General features: G+C 70.9%; 18 protein-coding genes. 9 read left to right on the forward strand and 9 right to left on the reverse strand.

The window, feature by feature from the left end:
• The first annotated feature begins 152 nt into the window (after positions 1-152).
• Genes ACQPZK_RS12105 through ptsP form a run of 8 tightly spaced genes read left to right on the forward strand, consistent with a single transcriptional unit; the run spans position 153 to position 6,817 of the window.
• A complete protein-coding gene (locus tag ACQPZK_RS12105) occupies positions 153-914 on the forward strand; it encodes a DeoR/GlpR family DNA-binding transcription regulator (protein ID WP_433538371.1) in 762 nt (253 codons plus the stop codon).
• A 14-nt stretch (positions 915-928) separates the two neighbouring features.
• Positions 929-1,837: a 1-phosphofructokinase gene (gene pfkB, locus ACQPZK_RS12110; RefSeq protein ID WP_433539189.1), complete on the forward strand. Its 909-nt coding sequence runs from the start codon at positions 929-931 to the stop codon at positions 1,835-1,837.
• A gap of 58 nt (positions 1,838-1,895) precedes the next feature.
• Positions 1,896-3,077, forward strand: a complete 1,182-nt coding sequence (gene mtlA, locus ACQPZK_RS12115) for a mannitol-specific PTS transporter subunit IIC (protein ID WP_433538372.1) — start codon at positions 1,896-1,898, stop codon at positions 3,075-3,077.
• A 4-nt stretch (positions 3,078-3,081) separates the two neighbouring features.
• Positions 3,082-3,390 carry a PTS lactose transporter subunit IIB gene (locus ACQPZK_RS12120; RefSeq protein WP_433538373.1) on the forward strand — a complete coding sequence of 103 codons (309 nt, stop codon included), beginning with the start codon at positions 3,082-3,084 and terminating at the stop codon, positions 3,388-3,390.
• Positions 3,383-3,817, forward strand: coding sequence for a PTS sugar transporter subunit IIA (locus tag ACQPZK_RS12125; protein ID WP_433538374.1), 435 nt, complete (start codon positions 3,383-3,385; stop codon positions 3,815-3,817). The genes ACQPZK_RS12120 and ACQPZK_RS12125 overlap by 8 nt, the downstream gene beginning before the upstream one ends.
• Complete coding sequence (locus ACQPZK_RS12130) at positions 3,814-4,854, forward strand: zinc-dependent dehydrogenase (protein WP_433538375.1); 1,041 nt, start codon at positions 3,814-3,816, stop codon at positions 4,852-4,854. The genes ACQPZK_RS12125 and ACQPZK_RS12130 overlap by 4 nt, the downstream gene beginning before the upstream one ends.
• Before the next feature lie 9 nt (positions 4,855-4,863).
• On the forward strand, positions 4,864-5,139 hold the full coding sequence (locus ACQPZK_RS12135) for an HPr family phosphocarrier protein (protein ID WP_433538376.1): 276 nt from the start codon (positions 4,864-4,866) through the stop codon (positions 5,137-5,139).
• The gene (ptsP, locus tag ACQPZK_RS12140) at positions 5,132-6,817 is read left to right on the forward strand and encodes a phosphoenolpyruvate--protein phosphotransferase (RefSeq protein WP_433538377.1); all 1,686 of its coding nucleotides are present in this window, start codon (positions 5,132-5,134) and stop codon (positions 6,815-6,817) included. The genes ACQPZK_RS12135 and ptsP overlap by 8 nt, the downstream gene beginning before the upstream one ends.
• Here the strand turns inward: ptsP and ACQPZK_RS12145 are convergent.
• From ACQPZK_RS12145 to ACQPZK_RS12185, 9 genes are all read right to left on the reverse strand, one after another.
• Complete coding sequence (locus ACQPZK_RS12145; protein ID WP_433538378.1) at positions 6,781-7,842, reverse strand: LLM class flavin-dependent oxidoreductase; 1,062 nt, start codon at positions 7,840-7,842, stop codon at positions 6,781-6,783. The two genes, ptsP and ACQPZK_RS12145, sit on opposite strands and share 37 nt — an antisense overlap.
• Before the next feature lie 62 nt (positions 7,843-7,904).
• Positions 7,905-9,140: a vanadium-dependent haloperoxidase gene (locus ACQPZK_RS12150; RefSeq protein ID WP_433538379.1), complete on the reverse strand. Its 1,236-nt coding sequence runs from the start codon at positions 9,138-9,140 to the stop codon at positions 7,905-7,907.
• Between the two features lie 50 nt (positions 9,141-9,190).
• Positions 9,191-10,255 carry an aldo/keto reductase gene (locus ACQPZK_RS12155; protein ID WP_433538380.1) on the reverse strand — a complete coding sequence of 355 codons (1,065 nt, stop codon included), beginning with the start codon at positions 10,253-10,255 and terminating at the stop codon, positions 9,191-9,193.
• A 20-nt stretch (positions 10,256-10,275) separates the two neighbouring features.
• The gene (locus tag ACQPZK_RS12160; protein WP_433538381.1) at positions 10,276-11,607 is read right to left on the reverse strand and encodes an LLM class flavin-dependent oxidoreductase; all 1,332 of its coding nucleotides are present in this window, start codon (positions 11,605-11,607) and stop codon (positions 10,276-10,278) included.
• A gap of 2 nt (positions 11,608-11,609) precedes the next feature.
• The gene (locus ACQPZK_RS12165) at positions 11,610-12,347 is read right to left on the reverse strand and encodes an ABC transporter ATP-binding protein (RefSeq protein ID WP_433538382.1); all 738 of its coding nucleotides are present in this window, start codon (positions 12,345-12,347) and stop codon (positions 11,610-11,612) included.
• Positions 12,323-13,159, reverse strand: coding sequence for an ABC transporter permease (locus ACQPZK_RS12170; RefSeq protein WP_433538383.1), 837 nt, complete (start codon positions 13,157-13,159; stop codon positions 12,323-12,325). Before ACQPZK_RS12170 ends, ACQPZK_RS12165 begins: the two co-directional genes overlap by 25 nt.
• Positions 13,156-14,220, reverse strand: coding sequence for an ABC transporter substrate-binding protein (locus tag ACQPZK_RS12175; RefSeq protein ID WP_433538384.1), 1,065 nt, complete (start codon positions 14,218-14,220; stop codon positions 13,156-13,158). Before ACQPZK_RS12175 ends, ACQPZK_RS12170 begins: the two co-directional genes overlap by 4 nt.
• Positions 14,221-14,733 carry a flavin reductase family protein gene (locus ACQPZK_RS12180; protein ID WP_433538385.1) on the reverse strand — a complete coding sequence of 171 codons (513 nt, stop codon included), beginning with the start codon at positions 14,731-14,733 and terminating at the stop codon, positions 14,221-14,223.
• A 377-nt stretch (positions 14,734-15,110) separates the two neighbouring features.
• Positions 15,111-15,620 carry an N-acetyltransferase family protein gene (locus ACQPZK_RS12185; protein ID WP_433538386.1) on the reverse strand — a complete coding sequence of 170 codons (510 nt, stop codon included), beginning with the start codon at positions 15,618-15,620 and terminating at the stop codon, positions 15,111-15,113.
• Between the two features lie 305 nt (positions 15,621-15,925).
• On the opposite strand from ACQPZK_RS12185, the gene ACQPZK_RS12190 reads away from it, so the two are divergent.
• Positions 15,926-17,569, forward strand: a complete 1,644-nt coding sequence (locus ACQPZK_RS12190) for a lectin (protein ID WP_433538387.1) — start codon at positions 15,926-15,928, stop codon at positions 17,567-17,569.
• The last annotated feature ends 6 nt before the right edge of the window (positions 17,570-17,575 follow it).

Below are 17,575 nucleotides of genomic sequence, written 5' to 3' on the forward strand. Positions count from 1 at the left end.
GCTTCGCCCCCACGAAGCGGGTCACAGGCGCAGACCGGTCCTTCGGTACGGACCTCTTCGCTGTGTGGCTTTCTGTGGCCTGTCTCTTGACTTCCCCTGGACCCGGGCGTAAACAAAGCACAAGCAAAACGAAACGGCGGTGAAACAACACGATGTACGCCGAGGAACGACAGCAGGAGATCCTTCGCCTGGCCCGGGACGTGGGCCGGGTCGAGGTGACCGGCCTGGCCGATGAGCTCAACGTGACGGCCGAGACGATCCGTCGTGATCTCACCATCCTGGAGCGGGCCGGGGTGCTGCGTCGGGTCCACGGTGGAGCGATTCCGGTGGAGCGGCTCGGGTTCGAGCCCGCGCTGGCGGCGCGGGACGCGGTGCTCATCGAGGAGAAGGAGCGCATCGCCAAGCTCGCCCTGGCCGAGGTGCCGGAGGAGGGCGCGATCATCCTCGACGCCGGCACCACGACCGCCCGGCTGGCCCGACTGCTGCCGGTCGACCGGGAGCTGACCGTCGTGGTCAATTCGCCGGTCATCGCCACGACCCTCGGTACCTATGCCAACCTCAACGTCCTGTTGTTGGGTGGACGGGTCCGGGGCAAGACCCTGGCGACCGTCGACGACTGGGCGCTGTCGCCGTTGGCGGGCCTCTACGTCGACGTCGCGTTCGTCGGGACCAACGGCATCTCGGTCGAGCGTGGGCTGACCACACCGGATCCGTCCGAGGCGGCGGTGAAGCGGGCGATGGTCCGTGCGGCCCGCCGCACGGTGGTGATCGCCGATCACACCAAGCTCGGCAACGACTATCTGGCGCGGTTCGCCGAGTTGGCCGACGTCGACCTGCTCATCACCGACAGCCGTGCCGACCGCGACCTGGTCGGTGACCTGGAGACCGCAGGCGTTCGGGTGGCACGAGCATGAGGGGCGGCCCGGGCATGATCGTCACCGTCACCCTCAACCCCAGCCTCGACCGGGCCGTGGAGGTCGACTCGCTCACCCGGGGCGAGGTCATCCGGGCTGCCGCCGCTCACCTCGACCCCGGCGGCAAGGGCGTCAACGTGTCCCGTGCCCTGCTGGCCAACGGTGTGCCGTCGGTGGCGGTGCTGCCGTCCGGCGGTGACGAGGGCGACCAGCTCATCCGCCTCCTCAAGGCGGAGGGTGTGGAGGTTCTCGCCGTGGCGATCTCCGGACGGACCCGTTCCAACATCACCCTGGCCGAGCCCGACGGCACGGTCACCAAGATCAATGAGCCCGGTCCGGCCATGTGCCGGGCCGAGTTCGACGAGGTGATCGACCGGGTGCTCGCCCGTGCCGGCGGTGCCGACTGGGTGGTGCTGTGCGGCAGTGTGCCGCCCGGTCTGCCCGCCGACGCGTACGCCCAGTTGTGCCGCAAGCTGCGCGCTGCCGGCGTCCGGGTCGCCGTCGACACCAGCGGTCCCGCCCTGCGCGAGGCAGCCCTCGCCGGGGCGACCCTCCTCAAGCCCAACCGCGACGAACTGTCCGATGTGGTCGACACGCCACTGAAGGACCTCGGCGATGTGGTCGAGGCGGCTCAGCGCCTACGGGCCTGGGGAGCCGGAGCCGTCCTGGCCAGCCTCGGCGCTGAGGGCGCCGTCCTGGTGGACGCCGAAGGTGTCCGCAGCGGCACCTGTCCGGTCGCCCGGCCGCGGAGCACGGTCGGTGCCGGCGATGCGCTGCTCGCCGGGTTCCTCGCCGCGGGCGCGCAGGGCGCCGCCGCCCTCGCCGAGGGCCTGGCCTGGGGCGCCGCCGCGGTGAGCCTGCCCGGTAGCCGGATGCCCGGCCCGGCGGACCTGTTCCGGCACGACGTCACCATCCACCCCTAGCCGGACGACCTTTTCCCCCGCGGCCGTCTGGACGCCCCTCGTGAAGGAGATAACCCCCGTGACCTCCTCTTCCTACACACCAGAAGTCAAGGGCCAAGGTCCTCGAGCCACAGTGCAACGCCTCGGTGGCTACCTCGCGGCGATGGTCATGCCCAACATCGGCGCGTTCATCGCCTGGGGCCTGATCACCGCACTGTTCATCCCGACCGGCTGGACCCCCAACGAGACCCTGGCCGAACTGGTCGGTCCGATGATCAGCATCCTGCTACCGGTGCTCATCGGCTACACCGGCGGCCGGCTGGTCCACGGCCAGCGCGGCGCGGTCGTGGGCGCGGTGGCGACCATGGGCCTCGTCGTCGGCGCGGACGTGCCGATGATCCTCGGCGCGATGATCATTGGGCCGCTCACGGCCTACGTCCTCAAGCTCTTCGACGGACTGGTCGAAGATCGGATCCGTCCCGGCTTCGAGATGCTCGTCGACAACTTCAGCGCCGGAATCATCGGCGCCGCGATGGCCATCGGCGGTGTCTACGGCATCGGCCCGGTGGTCGAGTGGCTCACCAAGCAGGCCGGCTCGGGCGTCGACTGGCTCGTCGGGAGGGACCTGCTGCCGCTCACGTCGGTGCTCGTCGAACCCGCCAAGGTGCTCTTCCTCAACAACGCCATCAATCACGGCGTGTTCGGTCCGCTGGGGATCGCCGAGGCTGCCGACAAGGGCAAGTCGGTCCTGTTCATGATCGAGTCGAACCCCGGCCCCGGTCTCGGTCTGCTGCTGGCCTTCATGCTCTTCGGCCCCCGCGCGCTGCGTCCCAGCGCCCCGGCCGCGATCATCGTGCAGTTCCTCGGCGGCATCCACGAGATCTACTTCCCGTACGTGCTGATGAAGCCGAAGCTGATCCTCGCCATGATCGCCGGCGGCGCGGCCGGTGTCGGCACCTTCGTGATCACCGGTGCGGGCCTGGTCGCCACCCCCTCGCCCGGCAGCATCTTCGCCTACCTCGCGGTCACCCCCAAGGGCGGGCACGTCGGAGTCATCCTCGGCGTGGTGATCGCCGCCGCCGTCACCTTCGCGGTCGCCTCGGCCCTGCTCGGCTTCGGCCGTGGCGAGCCCGCCGAGGACGCACTCGGCCCGGACGAGGAGACGGTCCGCCCCGAGGAGGAGACGGTTGTCCGCCCCGACGAGGAGAAGGCCGTCAACACCGACGAGACCCTCGACAAGCCGGCGAAGCAGGAGGTCTGAACACATGTCCACCATCAACGGCACCGAGATCAAGAAGGTCGTCGTCGCCTGCGACGCCGGCATGGGCAGCAGCGTGATGCTGGCCAGCCAACTCCGGCGGCAGCTGGCGAAGAACGCGGTGACCGTCGAACACACGCCGGTCAACTCGATCCCGGCCGACGCGGACGTGATCATCTGCCACCAGGGGCTCGCCGCGCGGGCCCGCGTCAGCGCGCCCGACACGGTGATCGTGCCGATCCAGGTGTTCATCGGCGACCCGGCCGTCGCGAGGGTCGTGAACGCGGTGCAGCGCGGTGGTGAGCTGAGTGGCTGAACTGCTGGCCCGTGACGCGATCCGGCTCGACGAGCGCGCCGGATCGCGGGACGAGGCGATCAGCCGCTGCGGCGCGGTGCTCGTCGAGGTCGGCGCGGTCGCCCCGGCGTACGTGGACGCCATGCTCGCCCGCGAGCGGAGCGTCTCCACGTACATCGGGGAGGGCGTCGCCATCCCGCACGGCACGCTGAACAGCAAGGAGTCCGTCCAGCGTGACGCCCTCGCGGTGCTGCGCTTCCCCGACGGCGTCGACTGGGACGGCTTCGACGTGCGGGTCTGCGTCGCCATCGCCGCGGCCGGCGACGGGCACGTCGACATCCTTGCCCAGCTCGCCTCGGTGCTGATGGACCCGGAGCAGGCGCAGCGGCTCCGAGAATCCACGAGCGTCGACGACGTGATCTCCATCCTCGAAGGGAAGCCCTCGTGAAGGTTGTCCGATTCCACGCACCCGGTGACGTCCGCATCGAGGACGCGCCCGAACCGACGCCGGGTCCGGCCGAGGTGAAGATCCGGGTTCGCGCGTGCTCCACCTGCGGCACCGACGTGAAGATCTCCCGGTTCGGCCACCATCACATCGCCCCGCCGCGCGTCATGGGCCACGAGATCGCCGGGGAGATCACCGACGTCGGTGCCGACGTCACGGACTGGCGGCCGGGGGACCGGGTCCAGGTCATCGCCGCCATCCCGTGCGGTACCTGTGCCGAGTGCCGGCGCGGACGGATGACCGTGTGCCCCAACCAGGTGTCGATGGGATACCACTTCGACGGCGGGTTCGCCGAATACCTGGTCGTGCCGCACAACGTCCTCGCCGTCGACGGGCTCAACCGGATCCCCGAGGGCCTCAGCTTCGCCGAGGCGTCCGTCGCCGAGCCCCTCGCCTGCGTCCTCAACGGCCAGAACCTCGCCGCGGTGGGGGAGGGCGACGATGTGGTCGTGGTGGGCTCCGGGCCGATCGGCTGCCTGCATGTCCGCCTGGCCCGCTCGCGCGGCGCGGCCCGGGTGTTCCTCATCGACCTCAACCGCGAACGCCTTGACCTGGCCGCCAATCTGGTCCAGCCGGACGCGACGATCTGCGGCGCGGAGACCGATGTGGTCGACGCGGTGCTCAAGCTCACCGAGGGCCGGGGCGCCGACGTCGTCATCACCGCCACGGCCGCTGGCATCGCCCAGGAGCAGGCGGTGCAGATGTCCGCGCGGCAGGGTCGGATCAGCTTCTTCGGCGGCCTGCCCAAGGACAAGCCGGTCATCTCCCTGGACTCGAACCTCGTGCACTACCGCGAACTGACCATCGTCGGCGCCAACGGCTCCAGCCCGGAGCACAACAAGGAAGCGCTGCGACTCATCGCCAACGGCTCCGTGCCGGTCGCTGACCTCATCACCCACCGCCTGCCGCTCTACCGCACCCTCGACGCCTTCGGCATCGTGGCGCGCGGCGAAGCGATCAAGGTGACGATCGAACCGTAGGAGGATCCGATGTTCAGCCGAACAGTCCTCGTCGGCTCCGCCAGCGGGCTGCATGCCCGACCGGCGGCGCTGTTCGTCGCCGAGGCGGCAAAGCAGACGGTGCAGGTCACCATCCGTACCGGCGACAAGAAACCCGTGCCGGCCCGCAGCATGCTCGCGGTGCTGTCGCTCGGCGCCAAGAAGGGCACCGAGGTCACCCTGGAGGCCGACGGCGACGACGCGCAGGCCGCCGTCGACACCCTGGCCGACCTCCTCGAACGTGATCTGGACGCCGTCGATGCGTGAAATGCGGGGGATCGGGGCCAGCCCCGGTGGCGCGGCCGGGCCGGTCTACCGGCTGGCCCCGCCGCCGGCCCTGCCGCCGTTGGCGGAGACCGTTGATCCCGACGCGGAGAAGACGGCCGTCCGGGCAGCGGTCCTCGCCGTCGCCGCCGATCTGACCCGTCGCGCCGACACCACCGTGGACGCGACCGCCGCCGACGTACTACGCGCGCAGGTCATGATGGTGCAGGACGAGACGCTCGTCGACGCCGCCGACATCGCCATCGACGGCGGCGCGGACGCCCCGCACGCGATCACCGACGTGCTCGCCGAACACCGGGCCGCCTTCGTGGCCGCGGGCGGCTACCTGGCCGAGCGGGTCAGCGACCTCGACGACCTGCGGGACCGCCTCGTCGCGGCGTGTCTGGGAATGCCGATGCCGGGCGTGCCGAACCCCGGTCACCCGTACCTGCTCATCGCCCGCGACCTGGCACCCGCCGACACGGCCGGCCTCGAACCGGGCCTGGTCCTGGGTCTGGTCACGGCCGAGGGCGGGCCGACCAGTCACACCGCGATCCTGGCCCGGACACTCGGCATCCCGGCCGTGGTCCGCTGTGCGGGCATCCTGGACCTGGCCGACGGCGAGTTGGCCCGTCTCGACGGCACGACCGGCGTCGTGGTGGCCGGTGTCTCCGCCCAGACGGTGACCGATGTCAACGCGGACCGGCTCGCCGAGATCGAACGCCGCACCCGCTCCCAGGGCCCCGGGCAGACCGCGGACGGCCACCGGATCGCGCTTCTGGCCAACATCGGTTCCGCCCGCGACCTGACCGGCGAGGTGGAAGGTGTCGGCCTGTTCCGCACCGAGCTGCTCTACCTCGACCGCAGCGACCCGCCGTCGCACGAGGAACAGGTCGCCGCGTACCGCGATGTCTTCGCTGCGTTGCCCGGCCGCAAGGTCGTCGTACGTACCCTTGATGCCGGCGCCGACAAACCGCTGCCGTTCCTGCGCCTGGCCGAGGAACCCAACCCCGCGCTGGGAATCCGCGGCCTGCGGATCGCGCGGCAGACGCCGTCGGTGCTCGGCACGCAGTTGGCCGCCATCGCGGCGGCGGCCGCGGCGACGGACGCCGACGTGTGGGTGATGGCGCCGATGGTGGCCACGGCGACGGAGGCGGCAGCGTTCACCGAGTCCTGCCGCGAACACGGCCTGCCCACCGCCGGCGTGATGATCGAGGTGCCGGCCGCGGCGCTGCGTGCCGGCCAGGTGCTGGACCACGCGGACTTCCTCAGCATCGGCACCAACGACCTCAGCCAGTACACCTTCGCCGCCGACCGCATGTGCGGAGACCTCGCTGACCTTCTCGACCCGTGGCAGCCCGCGCTGATCGCGCTCCTCGCCACCTGCGCGGCAGCCGGCGTCGAGGCGGGCAAGCCGGTCGGCGTTTGTGGAGAGTCGGCCGCGGATCCCGATTTCGCCCTGGTGCTGGCGGGCCTGGGCATCACCAGCCTGTCCATGGCACCCCGCAGCATCCCGGCGGTGCGCGAGTCCCTGGCCGCGCACACCCTCGACGAGTGCCGCCGGATCGCCGAGGCCGCCCTCGCTGCCCCCAGCCCGGAGACGGCCCGGGCGGCGGCCTCCGGTGCTTCGCGCGAAATCCCCGCTCAGGAGCGCAGCAGCGGTAGCAGTTGCTCGCCCTGACGCCTGATCTCGCCCAGGTAGGGCGTGTCGGACAGTACGAAGTGGGTGACGCCGAGCCGCTGGTATTTCCGCAGCGAGCTCGCCACGTCCTCGGCCGAGCCGACCAGCCAGGTGGTGCCCGCTCCGCCGCCACCGAACTTGCCGGGCGTGGTGTAGAGGTTGTCGTCGAGGACCTCTCCTCGTGCGGCGAGGTCCAGCAGCCGGCGTTGACCGACGGCGGTCCGCCAGTTCTGGTCGCGCGCGGCGCCTCTGCCCTTGGCCATCTCGGCGACCTTGGCTTCGGCATCGGCCCAGGCCGCTTCGGTGGTGTCTCGTACGAGTGTGGTGACCCGTAGCCCGAATTCCAGCGGAGCGTGCTCGCGCCCCAGTTTCTCGCTGAGCTGCTTGAGTCGCTCGATCCGCTCGGCCACGCCGTCGAGTGGCTCGCCCCAGAAGAGCTGGACGTCGGCTTCGGTGGCGGCCACCTCTTCGGCGGCGGGGGAGGCGCCGCCGAAGTAGAGCCGGGGGTGTCTGCGTTCGCCCCGGACGACCGGTCGTAGTGCCAGGGTGGAGCCGGTGACGGCGAAGTGCTCGCCCTGGTAGGTGACGTTCTCCTGGGTCCACAGCTTGCGCACGATCTGCAGGAATTCCCGGGTACGGGCGTAGCGGTGAGCGGGGTCGCTCTCGCCGTCGCCGTACGCGGCCAGGTCGTCCTTGCCGGAGACGATGTTGATCAGCGTGCGGCCCCCGCTGAGGTGGTCGAGGGTCGCGGCGGCGGAGGCGAAGTTGGCGGGTCGCCAGTAGCCGGGTCGGATCGCGATCAGCGGCTGGAACGTGGTCGTCCGGGCGGCGAGCGCGGTGGCCACGGTGAAGGTGTCGGGCCGTCCCCAGCCGGTCCCGAGGAGCGCGCCGTCCCACCCGTGCTCCTCCAGAGCCCTGGCGTGGTTGGTGAGGGTCTCCAGGCTGTTGTGGTTCTCGATCACGTCGTCGCCGCGGTGGCCGGGCTGCACCTGGTTCGGGATGTACCAGAGGAACTCGAGGCTCATCAGTTGGGTCTCCCCGTCTGGGGGGCGGAGCGGCGGTTGCCGCTCCGCCCCGGTGGATCCGGTCAGCGGAACAGCCGTGGTGCGTTGCGCAGCGTGTGTGCGGCCACGTCGTGGCCGAGGCGGACGCCGACCTCGTCCGCGGTACGGGTGTGGATGCCCGACCACACCCGGGCGTCGACGTTCTCGCCGGTGGGTCGCCGCCAGTCGCGGTACGTGCGGGTGGTGCCGGGCTGGCTCGGGCTGGTGATGGTGTACGGCTCCCGGGCCTGCGGCCCCAGCAGGGCGGTGAGCACCTGCTCGGCGGCGCCGGAGTAGGTGTTGTGCCCGCTCGGGTAGTCCGGGTGTGCCGGTGTGGTGTGCAGCGGCGTCCAGGCCGGATCACCCCCTGTGTCGGCGCGGATGGCGGTGACCGGTCGCCAGCTGAGGTAGGCGTACTTGGCGTCGGAGGTCGCGATCTGGGTGTCGACGAGCGCGACGTGAAAGATGGCCACGAGGCTCGCCCGCCCGGCGATCGGCCCGGTGGACTGCGCGAGCGCGGCGCGCAGAATCCCGGTGTAGAGGGTCAGCGACGAGCCGAGCCAGAAGGTCGCCGTGTCGGTTTGCTGCGGTGTGCGTACGGCGCTGTCGACCGCCCCGTACGCCCGGACCTCCGCGAGGTCCGCCCGGTAGCGCGCCGAGTTCAGCGCGGGCGGTGGACCGGGCCGGTAGCGGTCCGCGCGGTCGAGCAGGAACGGCCGGGCGAAGCGGGTTCCGGCCTGCTGAGCGGGGGAGAAGCTCGGTGGGGTGGGCTGCCAGCTACCCGGGCTCGGTTCGGGGTTCGGATACGCCGGGTTGACCGAGGCGGGGTCGAGCCCGTCATTCGTCCGCTGGGTCAGCAGCCGGCGTGCTTCGGCGCGGCCGGTGGCCGCGCCCCGGTCCTTGGCCCGTCCGTCCGGGATCCGGTCCAGTGTGGTCCGCAGTGCCATGTCGAGCGCGGCAGCGCCGTCGGGTATCAGGGTGCTCAGCGCGGTGTGGACGGCGGACGCGAGCGCGGCGTCCCGGTAGTGGCGGGAGTTTCCGGTGGGCGCGGTACGGGTGGCGCGGGCGGCGGCGAGCCAGCTGATCGCCCATGCGCGGCTGTTGGCGACCTGCGGCAGTGTGCTGGTCGCGACGGCGGCGGCGGTGGCGTCGTACCACTCGAGAGCGGTGTCGGTGGTCGTGGTGGCTGCGGCCGGCACGGCGGGCAGGCCGCCGACCAGGACGGCGGCGGCGATCATCGCCACACCGCGGCGCCAGCCGCGGCGGCTCGACAGGGTCATGATCCGGTGGCTCCTCGCGTGGGATGGGTAGGGCGGGAGGGGAAGGCTGCTCATCGGGCCGGTCCGGCGGCGCGTGGCGTCGTCCCGCCGCGTCGGCGGTTGGCCGGATCGGTCAGCGACGGTGGCTGGTAGCCGGCGTCGGCGGGGTTGAGCGTGGTGCCGGGCGGGACGATGGTGTCGATGCGGTCCAGCACGTCCTGGGACAGCGTCACCTTGGCGGCGCCGATCTGTGACTCCAGGTGCGCCAGGGTGCGCGGCCCGATGATCGCCGACGTGACCGCCGGGTGTTCCAGGACGAAGGCGATCGCGAGGTGGATGAGGGAGAGGCCGGCCTCGTCGGCGAGCGTGGCCAGCTCGTCGACGGCGGTCAGCTTGGCGGCGTTGGCGGGCAGGGTCGGGTCGAAGCGGGCCGGGAGCCGCTCGGCGCGTCCGGAGATCGGCGCTGTCAGCCCGGAGTGGTAGCGGCCGGACAGCCACCCGCCGGCAAGGGGGCTCCACGGGATGACCGCCAGCCCGTACCGCTGGGCCACCGGTAGTACCTCACGTTCGATGCCACGGGCCAGGATCGAGTACGGCGGCTGCTCGCTGACCACGCGCTCCCGGCCGCGCCGCTCCGCGATCCACTGCCCCTCGACGATCGCCGACGGCTCGAACGTGGACGTGCCGATGTAGCGGATCTTGCCCTGGCGCACCAGGTCGGTGAGCGCGCCTAGGGTCTCGTCGAAGTCGGTGTCCGGCTCCGGGCGGTGTGCCTGGTACAGGTCGATCCAGTCGGTGCCCAGCCGGCGCAGGCTGTTCTCCACCGACCGGACGATCCAGCGGCGGGAGTTGCCCCGGTGCTGCGGGTTGTCGCCGACCTGGCCGTGGAACTTGGTGGCCAGGAAGACGTCGTCGCGCCGGCCGCCGGCGAGGGCCTTGCCGACGATCTCCTCCGACTCGCCGTGGGAGTAGACGTCCGCGGTGTCGATGGCGGTGATGCCCTCGTCGAGGGCCCGGTGGATGATCCGGATGCCGTCCTCGTGGTCCGGGTTGCCCCGTTGCCCGAAGTTCATCGCGCCCAGGGTCAGAGAGCTGATGCGTACGCCGGTGTGCCCGAAGGGCCGTTGGTCGACCATGACTTCTCCTTGGCGGTGGGTCAGCGGGACAGGGCGGTGAGCTGCCGCGTGAACTGGTTGGCCGGTCGGGGCAGCCCGTAGTGCTCGCGCAGGGTGGTCCCGGTGTACTCGGTGCGGAACAGCTTGCGGCGTTGCAGGATCGGCACGACGTGGTCGACGAACGTCTCCAGCCCGGAGGGCAGTACCGGAGGCATGATGTTGAAGCCGTCGGCCGCGCCGCTGCGGTACCACTCCTCGATGGCGTCGGCGACCTGCTCGGGTGTGCCGGCGAAGGTGCGGTGCCCACGCCCGCCGCCGAGCCTGCCGATGAGTTGGCGGACGGTCAGGCGTTCGCGCCGGGCCAGGGTGACGATCAGCGTGTACCGGCTCTTGGCGCCCTCGATCTCGTCCTCGCTCGGCAGGTCGGCGGGCAGTTCCCGGTCCAGGTCGAGGTCTTCCGGGGCGACCCGCAACGTCGTGGCGAGCTGCTGCCGGGCGTACTCCGGTTTGATCAACCGGTCCAACTCCTCCTCCAGCGCGCGGGCCTCGGCCTCGGTGGCGCCGATGGCCGGCACGATGCCCGGCAGGATCTTGATCGTGTCCGGGTCGCGGCCGACCTGCGCGGCACGCTGCTTGAGGTCGCGGTAGAACGCCTGCGCCTCGGCGAGCGTTTGCTGGGCGGTGAAGACGGCCTCCGCGTAACGGGCGGCGAGGGCCTTGCCGTCCTCGGACGACCCGGCCTGCACCAGCAGCGGATAGCCCTGGGGAGAGCGGGGGACGTTGAGTGGGCCGGCCACCTTGAAGTACCGCCCGGAGTGCTCCGGCGGATAGAGCAGCTCGTCGTCGCCCCACCGCCCGGCGTCCTTGTCGCCGAGGGGCGCGGCGTCGTCCCAGCTGTCCCAGAGCTTCTGGGACACCTCGATGAACTCGGCCGCCCGCTCGTACCGGTCCCGGTGCGCCGGCAGGTCGTCCAGGTTGAAGTTCCGGGCGGCCTTCTCGCCGGCGGTGGTGACGATGTTCCAGCCGGCTCGGCCGCCGCTGATGTGGTCCAGCGACGCGAAGCGGCGGGCCAGGTTGAACGGCTCGTTGTACGTCGTCGACGCCGTCGCGATGAGCCCGATCCGGCTGGTCGCTCCGGCCAGGGCGGTGAGCAGCACGGTCGGCTCCAGCGTGCCGCCCGGCCGTCGACCGATGCTGTTCCACAGCACCGGGCTGTCGGCGAGGAACAGGGAGTCGAGCTTGCCGCGTTCGGCGATGCGGGCCAGGCGCGTGAAGTGTTCGACGTCGGTCTGCGCGAACGGGTCGCTGTCGGGCAGGCGCCAGGCGGCCTCGTGGTGGCCGACGCCCATGAGGAACGCGTTGAGATGCAGCATGGTCATCCTTCGGTCGGGTCGACGCCGAGCGCCCGCAGCAGGGTCTCGCGGTACGCGAGGAACTGCGGCTGTCGGTACGACCTCGGGGCGGGCAGGTCGATGGCGAGGTCGACGGCGATCCGGCCGCTGTCCAGCAGCAGTACGCGGTCGGCCAGGGTGATGGCCTCGTCGACGTCGTGGGTGACGAGCAGCACCGTGGGTCGGTGCCGGGCGTGCAGTACGCGCAGGAGGCCGTGCATGCGCAGTCGGGTCAGCGCGTCGAGCGCGCCGAACGGCTCGTCGGCGAGCAGCAGGTCCGGTTCGGACACCAGCGCCCGGGCCAGCGCCACGCGCTGCTGCTCGCCGCCGGACAGCTCGTTGGGCCAGGCCCGCTCCCTGCCGGCGAGGCCGACCTCGGCGAGCGCCGCACGGCCGCGCCCGGTGGCGTCCGGCCCTCGCAGGCCGAGGACGACGTTGTCCAGCACGCGCTGCCAGGGCAGGAGCCGGGCGTCCTGGAAGACGACCGAGGAGTTCTGCGGTACGTCGACCAGGCCCGAGCCGGTGGCGTCGCCGTCCAGGCCGGCGAGCGCCCGCAGCAGGGTGCTCTTGCCCGAGCCGCTGCGCCCCAGCAGCGCGACGAACTCGCCCGTGCCGATCTCCAGGTCGAAACCGTCGAGGACCACCCGGTCGCCGAAGCCTCGCGCCAGGCCGTGCACGCGCACGGCGCGGGACGCGGTCAGTCCGCCAGCGTGCGTCGCCACGACAGCGCCCTCCTCTGCGCGAGCCGGACGGCGCCGTCGGACAGCAGCCCGAGCAGTCCGTACAGCACGAGTCCGACGATGATCACGTCGGTCTGGCCGTACTCGCGGGCCAGCTCCATCATGTAGCCGATGCCGCTGGTGGAGTTGATCTGCTCGACGACCACCAGGGACAGCCACGCCCCGACCACCGCGAACCGCATGCCGAGCAGGAAGCCGGGCAGCGCGCCGGGCAGCACGATCCGGCGGATGAAGGCGGTACGCCGCAGCCGTAGCGACTCGCCCAGTTCGACGTACCGGCTGTCGATGGTGCGCAGCCCGTTGTGGGTATGGATGTAGACGGGAACGAACACGCCCAGCGTGATGGTGATGACCTTCATCTGCTCGCCGATGCCGAACCAGAGGACCAGCAGCGGAAGCAGCGCGAGGGCCGGGATGGCCCGCTTGATCTGGATCGGTCCGTCGAGGATGGCCTCGCCCCACCGGCTCAGACCGGCGAGCACGGCCAGCACCGTGCCGACGGCGGTGCCGATGGCGAGGCCCAGGCCCGCCCGTTGGGCCGAGATGGCCAGGTTGTCCTGCAACCGGCCGTCGGCGATCAGGTCACCGGCCGTGGTCACCACGGTCCAGGGCGCCGACAGGGTGCGGGGGTCGATCCAGCCGGCGGCCGAGCCGGCTGCCCACACCGCCAGCAGCAGGGTCGGACCGAGCGCCGCCCCGAACGGGATGGGGCGGCGCGGCGTGAGCCGGCGTCGCGGCCGGCGGGCGGGAACGGCGGCGTCCGACCGGGGTCGGGCGAGGGTCGAGGCGGTCACTGGGCACCTCCGGCCGTCAGTGCCTGCGCGCCGACCGACTCGTACCGTCGGTCGTACAGGTCCTCGGCCTTGAGGGGCTTGTTGCCGGTCTCCTTCGCCAGCAGGTCGATCGTCTCCTGGTGCCGGGCGATGGCCTCGGTCCAGCTCGCGGGGATGTCGGCCACTCCTCCGTTCTGAACGAGCCACCTGCCGTCGTCGGCGGTCAGGCCCTGGTCCTTGACGTAGTAGCGCTCGATCCACTCGTCCGGGTTGGCCTCACGCCACCGCCAGGCCCGTGCCCACGCCTGCACGTACTCGCGGATCGCCGCCGCCTTGGCCGGATCACCGAGCACGGTGACGGGCGCGTACAGGTGACCGGGGTCGTCGCGTAGTCCGTGGGCGATCGTCGTCGCGCCGTCCCGGGTGTACTTGGTCTCGTACCGCTTGATCTGCACGCCGCCGATCGGCGCGACCTCGACCTGGCGGCTGGCGAGCGCGGTGTTGTAGACATCGCCGGTGCTCGGCAGCTCGACCAGCTTGACGTCCTTCTTGGTGAGGCCGGCCTTGTGGAGTACCCGCAGGACCAGCGCTCCCTGCGCCTGGCCCGGGCTGTACGCGATCTTCTTCCCGGCGAGGTCGGTGAGGGTGGCGACCGTGACGCCGGGTGCGATGCCGAGGCGGTAGATGGCGTGGTTGAGCGGGTCCTGGCGGAATTTCGAGGCCACGATCTTCGTGGGGATACCCGTCCAGTGCGAGTGGATCGGGGGGATGTCCGCCACCGAGCCGATGTCCAGGGCCTTCGCGCGGAACGCTTCCAGGGTCTGCGGGCCGCCGCTGATGTTCGCCCACTCCACCTCGAAGCTGAGCTTGTCGGCCTCGCCGGAGTACTCGATCGCCTTCTGGTGCTCCTTGTCGCCGACGACGAGCTTGGTGCCCTTCGGTACGGACTGCGGCAGCGGAGCGCCAGCGGCCAACGCCGCAACGGGTGTGTCGTTCCCGGCGCAGGCGGTCAGACCCAGTGTGACCGCGCCGAGGGTCGCGGACAGGAACGCCCGACGGTCCAGGAGGGATGGTGAGGTCACTTACAACTCCTTCGTCGCAGGTTGCAGGGCGGCGTAGCGCCCCATGTGGTAGAGCAGAGGCGCACCGTCGCGGTGGCTGGCGATCAGCGGTTCGGCGAGCACGATGGCGTGATCGCCCGCGGGCACCCGTTGGGTCACGCGACACAGGAGCCACGCGACCGGCTCGTCCAGCAGCGGTACCTGGTGTGGCCCGTACCGCCACGCGGGATGTGCGGCGAACCGGTCGATGCCGCTCGTCGCGAAGGTTCGCGCGACGTCCTCCTGGTCCGCGTCGAGCAGGTGCACCGCGACGTGCTCCGCGTCGGCGATAGTCGGCCAACTCGACGACGAACGGGCCAGGCAGAACGACACCAACGACGGCCGTAGTGACACCGACGTGAGTGAGGTGACGGTGAATCCGACCGGTGGCTCGCCCGCGGCGGTGACCACCGCGACCGCTGCGGCGTGCCGGCGCAGAAGAGCACGGAACACGGTCGTGTCGACCGGGGTGACGGGTTCGGCGATGACGGTCATGGCTGTCCTCCTGGGTCGACGCAGACGGCTGCGCGCCCGCCACGAGCGCGCGTGGACGTAGGGCGGCGAGCAGCCGTCGATCGGTACGAGGAATCGGCTGCCGGTCATCGTCGAGCCGGCGGCGCGAGGGGAAAACGGGGAGGAGCGCGGGCTCAGCGGCAGCAGCCGCAGGCGGCGGTCCAGCCACGGCAGCATCCCCGCGACACCGCGATGGCGGTGCCCTGAAGCAGGGTGTGTTGGCTGGTCATGGATACGACGCTAACCCACAATCCCTATGTGTCAAGTAGGATTTCAGGCCCTGGGACGTAGGGGATGCGTTGAAGATCCTCAAAGCTTCTGCGGATGCGGTCGACCGTCGCGCAGCCGCCTTCCGTCGCTCAGCCGAGGCGATCGACGATCGCGCCGAAGTGACGTGCCAGCCGCAGGGCGCGTACGTTGCCCGGCGGAATGTAGGCCTGCTGGACGCGGTGCCCGTGCGCGGCGGCCAGTCCGGCCAGCCACCGGGCGACCGCCGTGCCGACGCCGACCTCCTGCCAGTCGTCGGCGATCAGAATCGCGACCTCCGGCGGCGCGGACTCCTGCCAGAGGAGATGAGCGAGGCCCACCAGGCGGTCCTGGTCATCTGTCGAGACCAGCAGGGTGTAGCCGTTGTCAGGTTGGGTCAGGTGCCGCCACTCACTCGCCCGGATCCGGTCCCGGCCGGCGTGGTAGCGGGCCGCCCGGCTTGCGGCCGAGCAGTCCCGCAGGTGGAAGTGGTTGACGAGGTCCAGATCCTCGGCCGTGGCCGGACGTATCCGTAGCCGATGACCCGCCGCGGTGGCCACCTCGGCGACCGAGGCGGCTGCCTCCCGCGCTGTTCCAGAGCACACATTCACCAGAAATCTCATTCACCAGAAGTGGGATGACCCAGGTCCGTACCGTCGGGCCGGGTGGGCCCTTCACCAGGCAGGATGCGCGTGGCAGAGAACAAAGTTCGGGGCCGACGGGATGACCCGGCTCACATCCGGTTGCCGACCCGCGCAGCGGCCGGCCTCGACGATCCGCGCCAGGAATCCTCGTACTCTTAAGGTTCTTTGAAGTTCTTCCGCTCGGCTTGATGCGCGGCAAACCGGCTCACTAACCTCATCCCGTCCGGATCGCCCTCAGCTCCACGATCCGGGCGAAACGTCCCCTGAGGAAAGTGGCCACTGTCATGAGGCTGTCCCGCCGTACCCTGCTCGGCTCCGCGATGGCCGGCACCGCGGCCGCCGTCACCGGCGTCTCGCTCGACGCCCTCGCGGCCGGTCCCGCCGCCGCTGCGGTCAGCCCGCCCGGCGACGTGGTCGGAAAGATCACCGTCGGCTACCAGGGGTGGTTCACCGGGGCCGGCGACGGCAGCCCGTTGTCGGGCTGGTGGCACTACGGCCAGGACTGGCAGAAGACGCCCTCGCCCGTCAACGAGGCCCTCAAGTCGTGGCCGGACGTGCGCGACTACGACCGGGTGTACAAGACCGGATACCAGAACCTGGGCAACGGGCAGCCCGCATCGCTGTTCTCGTCCTACGACCAGCAGACCGTGGACACCCACTTCCGCTGGATGCGGGAGAACGGGCTGGACACCGCCGCCCTGCAGCGCTTCAACCCGGTCGGCGGCGAGGGCCCGATCCGCGACGCCGTCACGATCAAGGTCCGCAACGCGGCCGAGGAGTTCGGCCGCAAGTTTTACATCATGTACGACGTCAGCGGCTGGACGGACATGCAGCAGCAGATCAAGGACGACTGGACGAACAAGATGAAGGCGTACACGGTGTCCCCGGCGTACGCGAAGCAGAACGGCAAGCCCGTCGTGGGCATCTGGGGGTTCGGCTTCAACGACAGCAACCACCCGTGGAGCGCCCCGGTCTGCCTGGACGTCATCAACTGGTTCAAGGCGCAGGGCGTCTACGTCATGGGTGGTACGCCGACGCACTGGCGCAACGGCGACAGCAACGGCGACTCGCGGGCCGGCTTCTCCGACGTGTACCACGCGTACGACATGATCTCGCCGTGGATGGTGGGCCGGATCGGCGACGTGGCCGGGTCGGACTGGTTCTACACGAACGTCACGCTTCCCGACGTGCAGGACTGCGTGGCGCACGGCATCGACTACCAACCGTGCGTGCTGCCCGGTGATCTGCAGGAGCGCCAGCGTGCGCACGGCGACTTCATGTGGCGGCAGTTCTACAACGTGATCCGGGCCGGCGCTCCGGCGATCTACATCTCCATGTTCGACGAGTACAACGAGGGCAACCAGATCGCCAAGACGGCCGAGACCGCCGCGTTCGTCCCGGTCGGCTCGAAGTTCCTGGCGTTGGACGAGGACGGCACGAAGTGTTCGGCGGACTACTACCTGCGGCTCAGCGGTGACGGTGGCCGGATGCTCAAGGGCGCGATCGCGCTGACCCTCACTCGACCGACCGCACCGGTGCTCGGATCCACTCCGACGACGCCCGCCGCCGTGGGAGTCCGGTCCCGGGCCAACGGCCGCTTCGTCGGAGGCTCACCGTTGGTCGCCTCGCTGACGTCGGCATCGGAGACGTTCGCCATCGTCGACGCCGGAGGCGGTCTGGTGGCCCTTCGATCCAGCAGGACCGGCAGGTACGTCTGCGCGGAGCAGGCCGGGGCGGCCGCACTGGTGGCCGACCGCGACACGATCGGCGGCTGGGAGACCTTCACGAAGGTGACGAACGCGGACGGCAGCGTCAGCTTCCGCAGCGCCGCGAACGGCAGGTACGTCTGCGCCGAGGACGCCGGCGCCGGGGCGTTGATCGCGAACCGCGAGGCGATCGGCCCGTGGGAGTCCTTCGACCTCGTCTGAGACCGA

Origin of the sequence: Micromonospora sp. CA-249363 (assembly GCF_050950185.1) — a bacterium.
GTDB lineage: Bacteria > Actinomycetota > Actinomycetes > Mycobacteriales > Micromonosporaceae > Micromonospora.

Bases quoted from the DNA above. Each gene is read 5' to 3' on its own strand.
- ACQPZK_RS12105 (WP_433538371.1), top strand. From the start codon at position 153: ATGTACGCCGAGGAACGACAGCAGGAGATCCTTCGCCTGGCCCGGGAC.
- pfkB (WP_433539189.1), top strand. From the start codon at position 929: ATGATCGTCACCGTCACCCTCAACCCCAGCCTCGACCGGGCCGTGGAG.
- ACQPZK_RS12120 (WP_433538373.1), top strand. From the start codon at position 3,082: ATGTCCACCATCAACGGCACCGAGATCAAGAAGGTCGTCGTCGCCTGC.
- ACQPZK_RS12135 (WP_433538376.1), top strand. From the start codon at position 4,864: ATGTTCAGCCGAACAGTCCTCGTCGGCTCCGCCAGCGGGCTGCATGCC.
- ptsP (WP_433538377.1), top strand. From the start codon at position 5,132: ATGCGTGAAATGCGGGGGATCGGGGCCAGCCCCGGTGGCGCGGCCGGG.
- ACQPZK_RS12145 (WP_433538378.1), bottom strand. From the start codon at position 7,842: ATGAGCCTCGAGTTCCTCTGGTACATCCCGAACCAGGTGCAGCCCGGC.
- ACQPZK_RS12150 (WP_433538379.1), bottom strand. From the start codon at position 9,140: ATGACCCTGTCGAGCCGCCGCGGCTGGCGCCGCGGTGTGGCGATGATC.
- ACQPZK_RS12155 (WP_433538380.1), bottom strand. From the start codon at position 10,255: ATGGTCGACCAACGGCCCTTCGGGCACACCGGCGTACGCATCAGCTCT.
- ACQPZK_RS12160 (WP_433538381.1), bottom strand. From the start codon at position 11,607: ATGCTGCATCTCAACGCGTTCCTCATGGGCGTCGGCCACCACGAGGCC.
- ACQPZK_RS12180 (WP_433538385.1), bottom strand. From the start codon at position 14,733: ATGACCGTCATCGCCGAACCCGTCACCCCGGTCGACACGACCGTGTTC.
- ACQPZK_RS12185 (WP_433538386.1), bottom strand. From the start codon at position 15,620: ATGAGATTTCTGGTGAATGTGTGCTCTGGAACAGCGCGGGAGGCAGCC.
- ACQPZK_RS12190 (WP_433538387.1), top strand. From the start codon at position 15,926: ATGAGGCTGTCCCGCCGTACCCTGCTCGGCTCCGCGATGGCCGGCACC.